Source organism: Burkholderia sp. Bp9099 (genome assembly GCF_003857805.1).
GTDB lineage: Bacteria > Pseudomonadota > Gammaproteobacteria > Burkholderiales > Burkholderiaceae > Burkholderia.
This window is the reverse complement of the sequence record NZ_QTPU01000038.1, coordinates 12,374-26,867: the sequence shown is the minus strand read 5'-3', so window position 1 is coordinate 26,867 and position 14,494 is coordinate 12,374. Positions and strand designations below refer to the sequence as shown.

Genomic DNA, 14,494 nt, shown 5'->3' with positions numbered 1-14,494 from the left:
TTTGTTTTCTTGTTGGACGGGTGCGGCCCGTCTTCGGGACACTGCGGTTCCTGACACACCCCGTCACAAGGAACCCGCCATGTCCCGCCTTTCCCTTCCGCACGGCCAGCTCTGCGTCTGGACGGACATCGATCCCGCACACGAAGCCGATTTCAACGCGTGGTACGACCGCGAGCACATGCAGGAGCGTGTCGCGATTCCCGGCTTCACGCATGCGCGGCGGTTTCGCGCGACCGACGGCGGCCCGCGCAAGTACCTCGCGCTGTACGTGACGGACACGCTCGACGTATTCCATAGCGACGCGTACCGGCGCGCGTTCACGCAGCAGACCGCGTGGTCGCTCGCGAACTTCGAACGGATGACGGGCACGCAGCGGCGGGTCGGCGACCTGACGATCGAGGCCGGCGACGGCGAAGGCATGCATCTCGCGCTGTTCGTGCTACCGCCGGAGCGCGTCGACGTGCCGCACCTGCGCGAGCGCTTCGACGCGGCGCTGCACGAACCCGGCATCCACGCGGCCCGGCTGTTCCGCACCGCGCCGGACCTGTCCGCGCCGATCGGCGCCGATGCGGCCGCGCGTCCGGCCGCCGACGCGCTCGTGCTGATCGAGGGCAGCGATGCCGCGGCCACGCGCCGCGTCGCCGCCGCGATCGCCGGTCACGACGACGTGCGCACCTTCGACCTGCTGTGGCGCGCCGCCGCGCCGCTGCCGGCCGCCGGTCGCGACGCCCAAGCAAAACCGGCCGCCGCCGCGTTGCCGGCCTGAACGCCGACGCCGCCACCGGCCGCGCCGTCCGTGATCCACACGCGGCCCGCGCATCGGTCCCCGCGCGTCACCCCCGTCCTTCTTCACGACATGCCCGACACCATGAGCACTCTCGCCCAGCCCGCCGCCCACGCGCCCCGCCGCGTCCGCAACAGCCGACTCGCGACCGCGAGCATGATCGGCACGTCGCTCGAGTGGTACGACTTCACGATCTACAACACGCTCGCCGCGCTCGTCTTCAACCACCTGTTCTTTCCGTCGGTCGATCCGCTGGCCGGCACGATCCTCGCGTTCTCGACCTATGCGGTCGGCTACGTGTCGCGTCCGCTCGGCGGCTTCGTGTTCGGCAACCTCGGCGACCGCATCGGCCGCCGCGCGGTGCTGATGCTCACGCTCGTGCTGATGGGTGTCACGACCGCGCTGATGGGTGCGCTGCCGACCTATGCGCAGGCCGGCATCCTGAGCCCGATCCTGCTCGTCGCGCTGCGCTTCGTGCAGGGTGTCGCGCTCGGCGGAGAATGGGCCGGCGCGGTGCTGCTGTCGGTCGAGCACGGCGACCAGAAACGGCGCGGACTGTCCGCGTCGTGGACGCAGATCGGCCCGTCGTTCGGCACGCTGCTCGGCACCGGCTGCATCGCGCTCGTGACGCTCTCCACCACGTCCGACGCCTTCCTGTCGTGGGGCTGGCGCGTGCCGTTCGCGGCCAGCGCGCTGCTCGTCGTATTCGGTTTCTGGCTGCGGCGCGGCGTCGACGAAACGCCGCAGTTCGAGCAGCTCGCCGAATCGCACGCGACCGCCGACGTGCCTGTCGCCGAAGTGCTGAAGTGTCACTGGCGGCGCCTGCTGATCGCCGGCGGCTCGCGGATCGGCTCCGACGTGCTGTACGCGCTGATCGTCGTGTTCACGCTGACCTACGTGACGACCGTGCTGCACCTGTCGCGCCCGGTCGCGCTGACGGCCGTGATGATCGGCACGGCCTGCAACGCGCTCGCGGTGCCGTTCTTCGGCGCGCTGTCGGACCGCTTCGGACGCCGTCCGGTATACCTCGCCGGCGCGATCGCCGGGATCGTATGGGCGTTCGTGTTCTTCGCGATGCTCGATTCGGCGCGGCCGGGCGCGATCGTCGCGGCGGTTGCGATCGGCCTCGTGATCCATGCGGTGATGTACGGTCCGCAAGGCGCGTTCGTCACCGAACAGTTCCCGACCCGCGTGCGTTATGCGGGCTCGTCGCTGGCCTACACGCTCGCCGGCATCGCCGGCGGCGGCTTCGCACCGCTCGTGATCGCCACGCTGTTCCGCCAGACGGGCACGACGACGGCCGTGTCGCTGTACGTCACCGCGGCGCTCGTCGTCACGTCGATCGCGCTGCTGGCCGCGCGCGAGACCGCGCACCGGCCGCTCGCGGATTGAACATCCCCGCCGGTCGTTTCACTCATTCGCACTTCGAACGGATACCCGCATGCAAGCCCTGTCGTTCAACGTGATGTCCCTGCAAGGCGCGCCCGCCCAGGTCGACGTCGAGATCGAACGTGTCGTGATCGCCGGCTGGGCTGGCCGCGATCCGGAAGCGATCCGCGCGCACATCGACGAACTCGCGGCGCTCGGCGTCGCGCCGCCGTCGGCCACGCCGTGTTTCTATCGCGTGTCGTCCGCGCTGCTCACGCAGGCGCCGTCGATCGGCGTGCTCGGCGCACGCTCGGGCGGCGAGATCGAGTGCGTGCTGATCGACAGCCCGGTCGGCACGCTGGTGACGGTCGGCTCCGATCATACGGATCGGGAAGTCGAGGCCTACGGCGTCGCGGTGTCGAAACAGGTGTGCGCGAAACCGCTCGGCCGCGAGGCGTGGCGTCATGCGGACGTCGCCGATCATTGGGACGCGATCGAGATGCGTTCGTGGTGGATCAAACCCGGCGGCAGCCGCATCGCGTATCAGCACGGCGCGGTCAGCGGGCTGCTTGCGCCCGCCGCGCTGTGGCACCGCTTCGACGATCGGCGCACGATGCCCGCGCGCTGCGCGATGTTCGGCGGCACGGTCGCCGTACACGGCGCGATCGCGGCGATGGGCGACGGTGACGCGTTCGAGATGGAACTCCACGATCCGGTGCTCGGGCGCAGCCTGCGGCACCGATACGAGGTCGAGGTATTGCCGGTTGTCGCGTAAAGGACGGCGGCGGGTGCGCAGGCAATAAAGAACATGACCCGCACGCGGCCCCGTCACCCGCCTTGAGCGCTCGCCGTCATCGCAAGCAGCCCAGCCCGGCCAGCGTCGCCTCCACCGCCGTATCGAGCGGCGTCACCGGCTCGCGGCCCAGCACCGCCGTCACCCGCGCGTTGTCCATCCGGAGCGGCTCGCGCCACAGATAGCGCATCTCGAGCATCTCGCGCATCGTCGTGACGAACGGCGCCGCGCCCCACACGAGCCACCACGGGAAACGCCGCACCGTCGGCCGCATCCCGTGACGCTGCGCGACGCGGCGTACGGCCTGCGCCATCTGCGTGCCGTCCGCGTCCCAGTGACCGCCGAAGTGGAAGCGCGCGAACGGCGCCAGCGTGTCGCGCCGCTCGAGCAGTTCGACCATCGTGCGCGCGACGTCCGGAAGGTACGCCCATTGATGGCCGACGCCCGGCCGGCCCGGCACGCTGATGGCCGCGACGGGCCGCCCGGCCTTGACGAGCGCCTGCCCGAACCAGTTGTTGCCGGCGTGCGCCCCGAAGAAATCGCCGGCCCGCACGATGATCGTCCGGACGCCCTGCGCGGTCGCCGCCTGCAACCGCCGCTCCATCTCGACGCGGATCGCGCCCTTGCGCGTCACCGGATGCTGCGGCGCCTCTTCGCGCAGCACCGGAAACGCGTCGGGGCCATAGTTGTAGACCGTCCCCGGCAGCACGACGGTCGCCTGCGCCAGCGTCGCCGCCGCGATCGTGTTGTCGAGCATCGGCAGCACCTGCGTCGACCAGTTCCGGTAGCCGGGCGGATTCACCGCATGCACGATCACGCTGCAGCCGCGCGCCGCGCGAACCACCGCCTCGCGGTCGAGCGCGTCGCCGCGCAGCCACGCGATCCCGTCGCGCTCCACCGTCTCGGCGTCGAGCCCGCGCTTGAGCGCGCGCACCTGCCAGCCGGCATCGCGCAACTGACGCGCGACCTCGCCGCCGATACCTCCGCTCGCGCCGAGCACGAGTGCCTGTCGTTGCGTCCCGCCTGCGTTCGCCGTCATTGCCGTTCTCCGTGAATGAACCGTGTCAGCACCCATTCTGGCGCGAGGCCGCCTAACAAGGAATTGCCTAACCCGATGCATCGGCTATACATTTATGCATGGCCATCGATCTGAACTGGGAACGCTACCGCACCTTCCTCGCCGTGCTGACGGAAGGCTCGCTGTCGGGCGCGGCGCGCACGCTCGGCATCACGCAGCCGACGGCCGGCCGCCACGTCGCGGCGCTCGAAGCCGCGTTCGGCCAGACGCTGTTCACGCGCTCGCCGTCGGGGCTGCTGCCGACCGAGGCGGCCCTGGCGCTGCGCGGCCATGCCGAGGCGCTGCGCAGCGCGGCGGCCGCGTTCGAGCGCGCGGCCGCGAGCCACGGCGCGGGCGTGCGCGGCACCGTGCGGATCTCGGCCAGCGACGTGATCGCGGTGGAGGTGCTGCCGCCGATGCTCGCGCAGTTGCGGCGTGAGCATCCGGGGCTCGTGATCGAACTGGTGCCGACCGACCGCATCCAGGACGTCCTGAATCGCGAGGCCGACATCGCGGTGCGGATGGCGCCGCCCGCGCAGGAGGCGCTCGTCGCGCGGCGCATCGGCGAGCTGGAAGTCGGGCTGCATGCGCGCGACGACTACCTGGCGCGCAACGGTACGCCGTCATCGACGGACGAACTCGCCCATCACGCGCTGATCGGCTTCGATACGGTCACGCCGTTCATCCGCGCGGCGGGGCGCGGGATGCCGCTGTGGAACCGCGATGCGTTCGCGCTGCGCACCGACAGCAATCTCGCGCAGCTCGCGATGATTCGCGCGGGCTACGGGATCGGCTTCTGCCAGAACCGGCTCGCGCAGCGCGATGCACGGCTCGTGCGCGTGCTGCCGGACGGGCCCGCGACGAAACTGGAAACCTGGATGGTCATGCACGAGGATCTGCGGACGAGCCCGCGTTGCCGGGCCGTGTTCGATGCGCTGGCGAACGGGCTGCGTGCGTATGCCGAAGGGACGGCCGACTAGGCCGTTCCCGGCCGCCGCACGCGCGAATCGCCACGGCGCGCGCTATTCGTGGATCTTGCCGGCGAACAGGATGTCGGCCATGCGCCGCCACGGGTTGTCGGGCAGGTCGTAGCAGCGCAGCCCCTCCTCGGACGCCTCGGCCCAGTCGACCATCGCCTCCAGGTACTCGCCGATCGAGCGGTTTTCCCAGCCGAGCGCGGCGGCCGCATACGGCGCCGGCGGCAAGTCGGCCTCGAGCTGACGCTCCTTGTGCCAGTCATGGCCGAGCACGCGCAGGAAACGGATCAGCGAGCGCTCGTCGATCACCCGCTCGAGCGCGTGCGCCAACCGCGCGGCCATCTCGCTTTTCAGTTCGTCGTTCATGCGTATCGCCCCCTGCTACGCAACGTTCAGAACGCTTCCAGCTCGCACCAACCGGGATACGTTTGCTCGACGATGAAGAAATCGTCGAAGTAGACCAGCCCGCGCCGTTCGAGCGACCTCATGCACGCATCGGCGGCGTCGCCGCCGAAGAACGGGCCGAGCGACACCAGCCGGTCCGATTCGTCGAAACAGTCGGCGAAATTGAATTCGCGCATGAGCGCGGACAGGTCGACGTCTTTCTCGACCAGCGCCGCGCGTCGAACGACGATCCCGAAATCTCTCGATATTTTCATCGGTACCGACTCCCGTCGAATACGTGCCGCTGCGCCGACGCGCATGCGTGCTTCACGCTTTACATCAGCAACTGCCGCGACAGCACCTCGCGCGCCTGCGTGACCGTCTCGCGCTCGCCCGGCATCGGCGGCGTCAGCGAGAACACCGCGTCGGGCAGCGTCGGCAGCCGGTATTTCGCGCCGAGCCGCACGAGGCCCTCGCCGATCGCCGACGCGCACAGGCAGCCGACGCCGAGCCCCGCCGCCAGCATCGACTGCAGCCCCGCGACGCCCGACGCGCTGTGCACGAGCACGTACGGCGCGTGCTGCTCGTCGAGCGAGCGCACCGCGATCTGATGCATCATGCAGTCGTCCGGCAGCAGCACGAGCGGCAACGGCTCGGGCAACTGCTCGGCGAGCGCGGGCGACGTGACCCACGACAGCGGCTCGCGCCGCAGCACCCAGCGCGTATCGGCCGACGCGGGCCGGAACGGGCCGCTCGACAGGTTCATCACGACGCCAAGATCGATCTGCCCGCGCGCATGGGCAGCTTCGATCTCCGCGCTCTTCATCGCGCTCACGTGCAGGCTCAGTTGCGGGTAGCACTCCCGCAACCGCGCGAGCAGGCCCGCGACTTCATGCGTCCGGTAGTAGTCGGTGATCGCGACGCGCAATTCGCCCTTGATCGCCTGTCCGCGCACTTCGTCGAACGCGGCCTCGTTCAGCGCGACGATGCGCCGCGCATGCTGCAGCAGGCGCGCGCCGGCCGGCGTCGGCTCGACGCCGCGCTTGCTGCGCACGAACAGCGGCACGCCGGCGCGCGACTCGAGCTTGCGCACCTGCTCGCTGACCGTCGACTGTGACAGATGCAGCAGCGGCGCGGCCGCCGTAAGGCTGCCCGCATCCGCCACCGCCGCGAACGTGCGTAACTGATCCAGGTCGAAACCGCGCATCGCACCCTCCATCCATCGAATAACCCGATGGATGCTACCACCAATTCCCGCTTTTCCGATTCATCGGCGGTCCGCAGAATATCGGTTCAACGGCCCGCCGAACCCGTTTCCACGGGATTCGGCATGCGTTGCGGCCACCATTCTTCCGGATTTCCTTTCATGACCGACAACACCCTCGCCCGTTGCGCGCCGGCCGGCGCGGCTGCCGCGGCACCGCCGCGCAGCCATCACGGCTGGGCGCTCGTGGTCCTGCTGGTCGGCGCCATTCTGCCGCCGCTCGACTACTTCATCGTGAATCTCGCGCTGCCGGCCATCCGCGACGGCATCGGCGCGCGGCCGGCCGAGCTGCAGCTCGTCGTGTCGGCCTACGCGTGCGCGAACGCGGTCGTGCAGATCACCGGCGGGCGTCTCGGCGACCTGTACGGCCGCAAGCGGATGTTCATGATCGGGATGGCCGGGTTCGTCGTCGCGTCGGCGCTGTGCGGGCTCGCCGGCAGCGGCGCGGTGCTGGTCGGCGGCCGCGTGCTGCAGGGCCTGTTCGCCGCGATCCTCGCGCCGCAGGTGCTCGCGACGATCCGCAGCGTGTTCAGCCCGCAGGAGCAGGTGCGCGTGATGGGCTTCTACGGTTTCGTGTTCGGCCTCGCGGCCGTGATCGGCCAGCTCGGCGGCGGCGCGCTGATCGACCTGCATCCGTTCGGGCTCGGCTGGCGCGCGATCTTCCTGGTCAACGTGCCGATCGGCATCCTTGCGCTGCTCGGCAGCTGGCGCTTCATCCCGGAAAGCCGGCCGCCGCGCGGCCAGCGCATCGACGTGCCCGGCACGGTGCTGCTGTCGCTGTTCCTGCTGATGCTCGTCTATCCGCTCACGCACGGACGCGAGGCGGACTGGCCGCTGTGGATGATCGCGTGCGTCGTCGGTGCGCTGCCGATGCTCGGCGCGCTGCTGGCGGTCGAAGCGCGCCGGCTCGCCGGCGGCCGCGACCCGCTGCTCGACGTGCGCCTGCTGCGCAATCCGGTCGTCGCGCTCGGGCTCACGCTCGCGTTCCTGTTCTACATGCTGAGCGCGTTCTTCCTGAGCTACGGCATCTATCTGCAAGGCTGCCTGAACTGGTCGCCGCTCGCGTCGGGGCTCGCGATCCTGCCGCTCGGCATCGGCTTTCTCGCGAGCCCACTGCTGATGCCGCGTCTCGTCGAGCGGTTCGGCGGCTATCGCGTGCTCACGCTCGGCTTCGCGATGCTCGCGGCCGGCGTCGCGACCGCCGCCGCGCTGGCCGGCGATCATGCGCCCGGCCCGGGCTTTTACGCGGGCATCGCGGCGATCGGCATCGGGCAAGGCCTCGTGCTGCCGTCGGTCGTGCGGATCGTGCTCGCGGAAGTCGACGCGGCGCGCGCCGGGGTCGCATCCGGCATGGTCACCGCGATGCTGCAGATCGGCGCGGCCGTCGGCGCCGCGACGCTGGGCGGGCTATTCTTCGCGCGGCTCGGCGCGCAGCCGCGTGCGCTCGACTACGTGCAGGGGTTCAGGACGGCGATGTGGGCGCTGGCGGCCGTACTGCTGGCGTGCGTCGCGTTGTCGGCCGCATTGGGGCCGATGCATCGGCGGGGGCGCACCATCGCGTGACGACGCCGGCCAGGGAAGCCCTCGCCGGCAGCGAATCGCGGCATGCGCGCCCGCTTGCCGGCGGCGGGCTCACTGGTGATGCTTGAATTGCGCGTGCCGTGCTTCCCATTCGGCCAGCTCGACGCGATAGCGCGCCAGCGCTTCGTCGTACAGGTCGAACACGCACGGCGAGCAGCCGCTGTTGCAGCAGTCTTCCAGTTCGGGTTGTTCGGGCGGGGTCGGACGCGGATCGTCGGCGAGCGCATCCGCGGAGGCAGGCTTGGTCACGGCTTCAGTCATATGGTGCGGAACGCCCAGTATACGGTGATGGTCGGCGGCATGCAGGCACGCACCGGACGCAGCCGCGCATCCCGCACCGACAGGAATCGCGCCGTGGCCGAAGCAGTGAATCCGCCGGAACGCCGGGCGCCATTCGGCGCCCTCTCGATGGCCGGGGTCCAGGGCGACGGCGGGATCCGATCGAAATCGCGGCGATCGCGGAAATCCCGCGTGCGCGATTTCGCATGCCCCGACGTCGCACTCGAGTGCGATAACCCGCTCCCGACTACGCCACGCGACCGCTCACCGGAATCGATGCGCCGGTGATCGCCTGCGCGTCGGGCGACAGCAGGAACCCGATCGTCGCCGCCAGCTGCTCGGGCCGGACCCAGCGCGTGAAATCCGCATCCGGCATGTCCGCACGGTTCGGCGGCGTGTCGATGATGCTCGGCAGCAGCGCGTTCACGGTCACGCCGCGATCGAGCAGTTCCGCCGCCAGCGCCTCGGTGAGCCGCGCGACGCCCGCCTTCGCGGCCGCATATGCACCCATCCCGGTGCCCGCCTTGAACGCCGCGCCCGCGCCGATGTTGACGATGCGGCCGGCCGGGCTCGCCACCAGATACGGCAGCGCGGCCTTCGACGCGTTCAATGCCGTCTTCACGTTCAGTTCGTACATGCGGTCCCACGTGGCCGCGTCGCCGTCGGCGATCGTCTGCCAGACGAACGCGCCCGCGATGTTCAGCAGCGCGTCGACCCGGCCGAATTCGCGATTCACCGCTTCAAGGGCGCGCGCAGCCGCCTGCGGATCGACGAGGTCGATGCCGCCGATGCGCAGCGCATCGGCCGGCACGCCGGGCAACGCCCGCGCGTCCGGCGCCGCGCCGCGGCCGATCAGCGCGACGCGCGCGCCGCGCTGGCCGAGCCAGGCGGCCGTGGCGACGCCGAGATGGCCGAATCCGCCGGTGATCGCGACTGCCTTGCCTTTCAGGTCGTGTTCCATCGATGTGCTCTCCTGGGTCGAGGGGGTTGGATGATACGTGGTTCGGGGCGATGCCGGTACCGACACGGACGCGCGTGGCCACCGTTTCGACAGCGTAGCGCCGTTCATGCCGCGTGCGCACGGCGATAAATGCGTCACCGCCAACGCAGCCGCTCGGTTGATCCGCAGCCATGAAGGCGCGCACCGCGCATGACGGTGGACGGCAGGAGGTAGGCGTTAGGCGGTGGGCGGTGGGCGGTGGACGGTGGACGGTGGACGGTGGACGGTGGACGGTGGACGGTGGACGGTGGACGGCCGACGGCCGACGGCCGGGCATAATGCGCGAACACGGTGCGCCGCGCGGTGCCCCGTGGTCGCGCCGGGTGCTTGATCGGCCCGCGTCGTTTCCGTAACGAAACCCGAACCTCAATCCGTCTATCCCATGCAAGTACTCGTCGTTGGCACCGGCAAGCTGGCAACCGAACTGCTCGGCTCGCACCGGCTCGACCCCGCAACCTGTCGCGTGACGGCCTGGTCGGCCCCCGCACGCACCGAGACGCGTTCGATCGTCGTGCATGCCGGATCCGGCCGCGAGCTGCCTGCCGCGATCAAATTCTGCCGCGCAACGGGCTCGCCGCTCGTCGAGCTGTCCACCGGCTCCGAGCTCGAAACCGGATCGCACGACTTTCCCGTCGTGCTTTGTCCGAATACGAACATCCTGATGCTGAAGTTCATGAGCATGCTGGAAACCAGCGGCCATCTGTTTCGCGACTGCCGCATCAGCGTGACGGAGTCGCACCAGGCCAGCAAGACGTCCGTGCCGGGCACCGCGGTCGGCATCGGTCAGTCGCTCGGCGTGCCGGCGCAGGACATCCGCTCCGTGCGCGACCCCGACGAACAGCGCGACGCCCTGCAGATCCCCGACGATCAGCTCGGCCGCCATGCGTTCCACCGGATCCGCATCGAGGATGGCGCATGCAGCCTGCAGTTCGAATCGCGCGTGTACGGCGCGTCGCCTTACGCGGACGGCGTGTCGCGGATCGTCGAGACCGTCCGGCGGCACGAACTCGAACCCCGCCGATACTCGATCGTGGAGTTCATCCGCAACGGCTGGCTGTAGGCGCGACGGTGCGCGGCTTGGCCGACGACACCGCGGCCGGCACATTCGACGGCCGCGATCGCACGATCGCTCACGCGCCGCTTACCCGTCGCCCAGCAGTGCCCCGCTCTCCGGCAGCGTCGCGCCGCCGTCGACGACGATCGTCTGCCCGGTGATGTACGCCGCATCGGCCGACGCGAGAAACAGCATCGCGTTCGCGACGTCCTCCGGCTCGCCCATCCGCGCGAGCGGAATGTCGCGCGCGATCTGCGCGGCGACCGACGCGTCGCCGAGATTGTCGGCGGCCGGCGTGCGGATCATCCCCGGCTCGACGCCGTTGACCGTCACGTTGCGACGCGCGAGTTCGAGCGCCGCCGCACGGATGAAGCCGTTCACGCCAGCCTTCGACGCCGCGTAGTGCGCGAGCCCCGGATAGACGACGCGCGGCCCGGTCACCGACGACGTGACGAGCAGCCGCCCCGCTCCCGCACGCTCGAACGCCGGCAGCGCGGCCTGCGCGAGCCAGAACAGCGCCGACAGGTTGACCGACAGCGTGCGCTCGAGCATCGGCTCGTCGATCTGCGCAAACGGGGTCAGCGGGAAGTACGCGGCGTTGTGAACGACGACGTCGAGCCGGCCGCCGTCGCGCTCGACCGTCGCGACGAGCGCGCCGAGTTCGTCGCGGCTCGCGGCGTCGACGCGATACGCGCGCGCGTCGCCGCCCGCACTGGCAAGGGCGTCCGCCTGCGCGGCGGCGGCATCGCCGTTGAGATCGGCGAGCGCGACGAACGCATCGGATTCCGCGAAACGGCGCGCGATTGCCGCGCCGATCCCCTGCGCGGCGCCCGTGACCAGCACGACGCGTCCGCTGAAATCCGCACGCAGGCGGGCGCTGCCCGGCACGGCGCTCATCATTGCGCCTCGCCGCCGAGCGGATGCACGGTTTCGTTCAGCACCTGCGCATGCGCGCCGACCGGGAAGTTCGACAACGTGCCGAAGTCGCCGCCCTGATAGCCGAAGATCTTGCCGTCCGTCTTGCGTTGCGCGAGGTCGATCAGCACGACGCCGAGCGTCGGCACCACCTTTTCGCGCCACACGAACAGATACAGTTCATCGGCAATCCTGAAGTAATGGCAGCGATCCACGTCCGCCAGCCCGCCTTCTACGCCCTGCAGGCACTGCCATGCGTAGAAGTTCTCGTTCAGGTAGATGTGCTCGTAGCATTCGGTCGGGCTGTAGCGATACATCGTCCGCTTGCCGATCAGTTCGCGCGTGGGCCCATGCAGCGGGCCCGGCTGCGCATGGCCGCCGAGCGTGCCGTGCCGGAATGCCGCGTCGACGCCCGTCAGCGGCAACCCGCGCGAAACGCGCGTGAACGCGTCGACATGCGTGTCGGCCTCGGTCGGCAGCGTGCCGATCACCGACGTCCACACGCCGCGGCCGACGTCAATCACGAGGCTGACGGACGTCGCGCGCGCCACCGGATCGATGTAGTCGACGAAGTACAGGTCGTCGCGCAGCCGCGTGACGCGGCACGGCGCACGGCCGCCCGTGTCGGTCGCCGCATCGCGCCATTGCAGCGCACCCGCCTCGAACGTATAGACGCGCCATGCGCCCGTTGCGTCGCCAAGGGCCAGGGACCGCCCGACGAGCGCGTTCACGGGCGTGAGGATGTTCGCGTCCGGCGCAAAGCCGTCCGCGAGCGCGCCAACCTGAATGAATACCGGATCCTGTCGTTCCACCTGCCGTCTCCCGCGCAGCTTCAGGCCCGGCGGGCCGTGTACGCTGCTCATGTGCACATGGTGCGGGCTGCACGCGCCGCACGGTATCGGCCAAAAGGATGAAGGGCGCGCGCCGCCGGAACGCGCTACAGTGCACGTGATCCGCGCCGCTGCCGGCGCGAGGAGCCCCCATGCACCGTGTCACCCACTACCGACGGACCGATGAAGGCATCGAGGCGATCAGCCTCGAGTCCGACCGCACGTTTCCGCGGCACGCGCACGACGAATTCGGGGTCGGCGTGATCGTCAGCGGCGCGCACCGGTCCTGGAGCGGCCGCGGGCAGGTCGATGCGCTGGCCGGCGACGCGATCATGGTCAATCCGGGCGAAATGCACGACGGCATGCCGATCGGGACGGGCACGGCCCGGCGCTGGCGGATGCTGTACCTCGCGCCGGCGCTGGTCGCGGGCGTCGCGGCGGAAGAAGGCGTCGGCGGCGTCGAGCTCGCGCATCCGGCCGTGCGCGACGCGCGGCTCGCGGCCGCGTTCGGCCGGTTGCATGCTCGAATCGTCGCAGGAGATACCGTGCCGCTCGCCCGCGACGAGGCGCTCGTGACACTGGTCGCCGGGCTGCTTGCGCGGCATTCGAACCGGGCGCTGCCGGCCGCCGGCGTCGCGCCGGCGATCCGCGTGGCCCGCGAGCGGCTCGATGCGGCGCCCGCCGCACCCGTCTCGCTGGCCGAACTCGCCGGCCTGAGCGGCGTGAGCCGCTTCCAGTTGCTGCGCGGGTTCGCGCGCGAACTCGGCATCACGCCGCACGCGTATCTGGTGCAGTCGCGCACACGGCTGGCGCGGGCACTGCTCGCGAGCGGCCGGCCGATCGCGGATGCCGCGGCCGAAGCCGGTTTTGCCGACCAGAGCCACCTCACGCGCGCGTTCGCACGCCAGTTCGGGATCACGCCGGGCCGATTCACGCAGGCCGGCTGACTGACGTCGCGGTCCCGGCACGGCCGCCGCCGTGGCGCGACGTCGCCGATCGCCGCCGTTCAGCACCAACGATGGCGCTTGATGGCGGCGCCACCGGTCATCCGGGGACACCGAGCGCAATACCCTTCCGTTCACCCGCTCCGCTCGCCGGCGCCGCTGCAATTTCGTTCAAGACGCCCGCGCCGCCGCACGCGACTATGCGGCACATGAAAACACGACTGATCGGCTATCTCTATCTCGCCGCCGCGATGGCGGGCGTCGGCAGCACCGTCATCGCGAGCCGCCTCGCGGCCGGCGGCCTGCCGCCGTTCGCCGCCACCGCGCTGCGCTTCCTGATCGCAACCCCGTTGCTGTTCGCGCTGATGCGGGCGCAGCGGCTGCGATGGCCGCGGCTCTCCGCACGCGACGCCGTGCTGCTGGTCGTGCAGGCTGCGGCGGGCGGGGTCGGCTATACGGTGCTGCTGATCAGCGGCACGAAGCTGTCGTCGCCGGTCGATGCGGGCGTGATGCTCGGCACGCTGCCGGCGATGTCGACGCTGATCGCGGCGGTGGTGCTGCGCGAGCGGCAGACGCGGCGCGACTGGAGCGCGGCCGCGCTCGCCACCGCCGGCGTGGTGTTGGTCACGTTCGCGCCCGGCCAGGCCATGCCGTCGCTCCGGACGCTCGCCGGCGACGCGCTGGTGCTGGCCGCCGTCGCATGCGAGGCCGTGTTCATCCTGCTCAACCGGCGGCTGTCGGCGCCGTTGCCGCCGCTCACGCTGTCGACGGCGATGTCGGGCCTCGGCTTCGTGCTCGCACTGGTGCCGGCCGCGTTCGAATGGCACGCGCTGGCGACGAACTGGAATATCGGCGCGGTGTCGGCGATCGTGTACTACGCGCTGGTGCCGACCGTGCTCGGCTATCTGTGCTGGTATGCGGGTTCGGCGCGCACGAGCGGCACCGAAGCCGCGCTGTTCACGGCGGTTGCGCCGGTCTCGGCCGTGCTGTTCGCGGTCGCGCTGTTCGGCGAGACCCTGGGCGGCACGCGGCTCCTCGGCATCGCGCTCGTCGTCGCGGGAATGCTGGTGGGCGCGACGCGGCGGCGCGAGCCGCCGGCACGCGCAACGGACTCACGGTCGAGGTCGCCAGCGCGCCCAGCGGCATCCACGTCGACTGCTACCGATTGATCCGCGTGCGCGGCGACTGTAGGAATGTGTCCGCCCGCGGCAAAATCGTTGCGCACCGTCGCACAAGATGCAATATTCGCGTGGCCGGGCCATTT

General features: G+C 70.6%; 16 protein-coding genes and 1 pseudogene. 9 read left to right on the top strand and 8 right to left on the bottom strand.

Translation table 11 applies throughout. From position 1 onward, the window contains the following. Positions 1–79 precede the first annotated feature (79 nt). The 3 genes from DIE17_RS32120 to DIE17_RS32110 all read left to right on the top strand — a co-directional run bounded on the left by DIE17_RS32120 (position 80) and on the right by DIE17_RS32110 (position 2,927). Positions 80–766 carry a DUF4286 family protein gene (locus DIE17_RS32120; RefSeq protein WP_124668158.1) on the top strand — a complete coding sequence of 229 codons (687 nt, stop codon included), beginning with the start codon at positions 80–82 and terminating at the stop codon, positions 764–766. A gap of 90 nt (positions 767–856) precedes the next feature. Beyond that, a complete protein-coding gene (locus DIE17_RS32115; protein ID WP_044846663.1) occupies positions 857–2,176 on the top strand; it encodes an MFS transporter in 1,320 nt (439 codons plus the stop codon). A gap of 49 nt (positions 2,177–2,225) precedes the next feature. Next, positions 2,226–2,927, top strand: coding sequence for a DUF2848 domain-containing protein (locus DIE17_RS32110; protein WP_124668159.1), 702 nt, complete (start codon positions 2,226–2,228; stop codon positions 2,925–2,927). A gap of 76 nt (positions 2,928–3,003) precedes the next feature. On the opposite strand, the gene DIE17_RS32105 is transcribed toward DIE17_RS32110, so the two are convergent. Then, entirely contained in the window at positions 3,004–3,984 is a 981-nt protein-coding gene (locus DIE17_RS32105; RefSeq protein WP_124668160.1) for an NAD-dependent epimerase/dehydratase family protein, read from the bottom strand. A 98-nt stretch (positions 3,985–4,082) separates the two neighbouring features. Between DIE17_RS32105 and DIE17_RS32100 the strand changes: the two genes are divergently transcribed. After that, on the top strand, positions 4,083–4,982 hold the full coding sequence (locus tag DIE17_RS32100; RefSeq protein WP_124668161.1) for a LysR family transcriptional regulator: 900 nt from the start codon (positions 4,083–4,085) through the stop codon (positions 4,980–4,982). Positions 4,983–5,024: 42 nt separating this feature from the next. On the opposite strand, the gene DIE17_RS32095 is transcribed toward DIE17_RS32100, so the two are convergent. Genes DIE17_RS32095 through DIE17_RS32085 form a run of 3 tightly spaced genes read right to left on the bottom strand, consistent with a single transcriptional unit; the run spans position 5,025 to position 6,570 of the window. Continuing rightward, positions 5,025–5,345 carry a hypothetical protein gene (locus tag DIE17_RS32095; RefSeq protein WP_124489058.1) on the bottom strand — a complete coding sequence of 107 codons (321 nt, stop codon included), beginning with the start codon at positions 5,343–5,345 and terminating at the stop codon, positions 5,025–5,027. A 26-nt stretch (positions 5,346–5,371) separates the two neighbouring features. Next, positions 5,372–5,638, bottom strand: a complete 267-nt coding sequence (locus tag DIE17_RS32090) for a hypothetical protein (protein ID WP_124489059.1) — start codon at positions 5,636–5,638, stop codon at positions 5,372–5,374. A gap of 59 nt (positions 5,639–5,697) precedes the next feature. Beyond that, on the bottom strand, positions 5,698–6,570 hold the full coding sequence (locus DIE17_RS32085) for a LysR family transcriptional regulator (RefSeq protein WP_044846723.1): 873 nt from the start codon (positions 6,568–6,570) through the stop codon (positions 5,698–5,700). 159 nt (positions 6,571–6,729) lie between these two features. Here DIE17_RS32085 and DIE17_RS32080 point away from each other — a divergent pair, with 159 nt between their 5' ends. Beyond that, positions 6,730–8,190, top strand: coding sequence for an MFS transporter (locus tag DIE17_RS32080; protein WP_124668162.1), 1,461 nt, complete (start codon positions 6,730–6,732; stop codon positions 8,188–8,190). Positions 8,191–8,259: 69 nt separating this feature from the next. Here the strand turns inward: DIE17_RS32080 and DIE17_RS32075 are convergent, their stop codons facing one another. Further along, positions 8,260–8,457 carry an oxidoreductase-like domain-containing protein gene (locus DIE17_RS32075; protein WP_409362714.1) on the bottom strand — a complete coding sequence of 66 codons (198 nt, stop codon included), beginning with the start codon at positions 8,455–8,457 and terminating at the stop codon, positions 8,260–8,262. Positions 8,458–8,562: 105 nt separating this feature from the next. On the opposite strand from DIE17_RS32075, the pseudogene DIE17_RS38130 reads away from it, so the two are divergent. Next, positions 8,563–8,646, top strand: a pseudogene (locus DIE17_RS38130) (RidA family protein); the annotation flags it as partial. Between the two features lie 88 nt (positions 8,647–8,734). On the opposite strand, the gene DIE17_RS32065 reads toward DIE17_RS38130, so the two are convergent. Continuing rightward, a complete protein-coding gene (locus tag DIE17_RS32065; protein WP_124668164.1) occupies positions 8,735–9,448 on the bottom strand; it encodes an SDR family NAD(P)-dependent oxidoreductase in 714 nt (237 codons plus the stop codon). A gap of 421 nt (positions 9,449–9,869) precedes the next feature. On the opposite strand from DIE17_RS32065, the gene DIE17_RS32060 reads away from it, so the two are divergent. Beyond that, positions 9,870–10,547, top strand: a complete 678-nt coding sequence (locus DIE17_RS32060; RefSeq protein ID WP_124668165.1) for a dihydrodipicolinate reductase C-terminal domain-containing protein — start codon at positions 9,870–9,872, stop codon at positions 10,545–10,547. 81 nt (positions 10,548–10,628) lie between these two features. Here DIE17_RS32060 and DIE17_RS32055 read toward each other — a convergent pair whose 3' ends face one another. Beyond that, a complete protein-coding gene (locus tag DIE17_RS32055) occupies positions 10,629–11,438 on the bottom strand; it encodes an SDR family oxidoreductase (RefSeq protein ID WP_124668174.1) in 810 nt (269 codons plus the stop codon). Continuing rightward, entirely contained in the window at positions 11,438–12,268 is an 831-nt protein-coding gene (locus DIE17_RS32050; RefSeq protein ID WP_124668175.1) for a molybdenum cofactor biosynthesis F family protein, read from the bottom strand. Before DIE17_RS32050 ends, DIE17_RS32055 begins: the two co-directional genes overlap by 1 nt. 170 nt (positions 12,269–12,438) lie before the next feature. Here DIE17_RS32050 and DIE17_RS32045 point away from each other — a divergent pair, with 170 nt between their 5' ends. Together DIE17_RS32045 and DIE17_RS32040 are read left to right on the top strand one after the other, a co-directional pair. Then, positions 12,439–13,233, top strand: a complete 795-nt coding sequence (locus tag DIE17_RS32045) for an AraC family transcriptional regulator (RefSeq protein ID WP_124489066.1) — start codon at positions 12,439–12,441, stop codon at positions 13,231–13,233. A 206-nt stretch (positions 13,234–13,439) separates the two neighbouring features. Continuing rightward, positions 13,440–14,399 carry a DMT family transporter gene (locus DIE17_RS32040; protein WP_044846719.1) on the top strand — a complete coding sequence of 320 codons (960 nt, stop codon included), beginning with the start codon at positions 13,440–13,442 and terminating at the stop codon, positions 14,397–14,399. Positions 14,400–14,494: the final 95 nt, after the last annotated feature.

Bases quoted from the DNA above. Each gene is read 5' to 3' on its own strand.
- DIE17_RS32120 (WP_124668158.1), top strand. From the start codon at position 80: ATGTCCCGCCTTTCCCTTCCGCACGGCCAGCTCTGCGTCTGGACGGAC.
- DIE17_RS32115 (WP_044846663.1), top strand. From the start codon at position 857: ATGCCCGACACCATGAGCACTCTCGCCCAGCCCGCCGCCCACGCGCCC.
- DIE17_RS32110 (WP_124668159.1), top strand. From the start codon at position 2,226: ATGCAAGCCCTGTCGTTCAACGTGATGTCCCTGCAAGGCGCGCCCGCC.
- DIE17_RS32105 (WP_124668160.1), bottom strand. From the start codon at position 3,984: ATGACGGCGAACGCAGGCGGGACGCAACGACAGGCACTCGTGCTCGGC.
- DIE17_RS32100 (WP_124668161.1), top strand. From the start codon at position 4,083: ATGGCCATCGATCTGAACTGGGAACGCTACCGCACCTTCCTCGCCGTG.
- DIE17_RS32095 (WP_124489058.1), bottom strand. From the start codon at position 5,345: ATGAACGACGAACTGAAAAGCGAGATGGCCGCGCGGTTGGCGCACGCG.
- DIE17_RS32090 (WP_124489059.1), bottom strand. From the start codon at position 5,638: ATGAAAATATCGAGAGATTTCGGGATCGTCGTTCGACGCGCGGCGCTG.
- DIE17_RS32085 (WP_044846723.1), bottom strand. From the start codon at position 6,570: ATGCGCGGTTTCGACCTGGATCAGTTACGCACGTTCGCGGCGGTGGCG.
- DIE17_RS32080 (WP_124668162.1), top strand. From the start codon at position 6,730: ATGACCGACAACACCCTCGCCCGTTGCGCGCCGGCCGGCGCGGCTGCC.
- DIE17_RS32065 (WP_124668164.1), bottom strand. From the start codon at position 9,448: ATGGAACACGACCTGAAAGGCAAGGCAGTCGCGATCACCGGCGGATTC.
- DIE17_RS32060 (WP_124668165.1), top strand. From the start codon at position 9,870: ATGCAAGTACTCGTCGTTGGCACCGGCAAGCTGGCAACCGAACTGCTC.
- DIE17_RS32055 (WP_124668174.1), bottom strand. From the start codon at position 11,438: ATGAGCGCCGTGCCGGGCAGCGCCCGCCTGCGTGCGGATTTCAGCGGA.
- DIE17_RS32045 (WP_124489066.1), top strand. From the start codon at position 12,439: ATGCACCGTGTCACCCACTACCGACGGACCGATGAAGGCATCGAGGCG.
- DIE17_RS32040 (WP_044846719.1), top strand. From the start codon at position 13,440: ATGAAAACACGACTGATCGGCTATCTCTATCTCGCCGCCGCGATGGCG.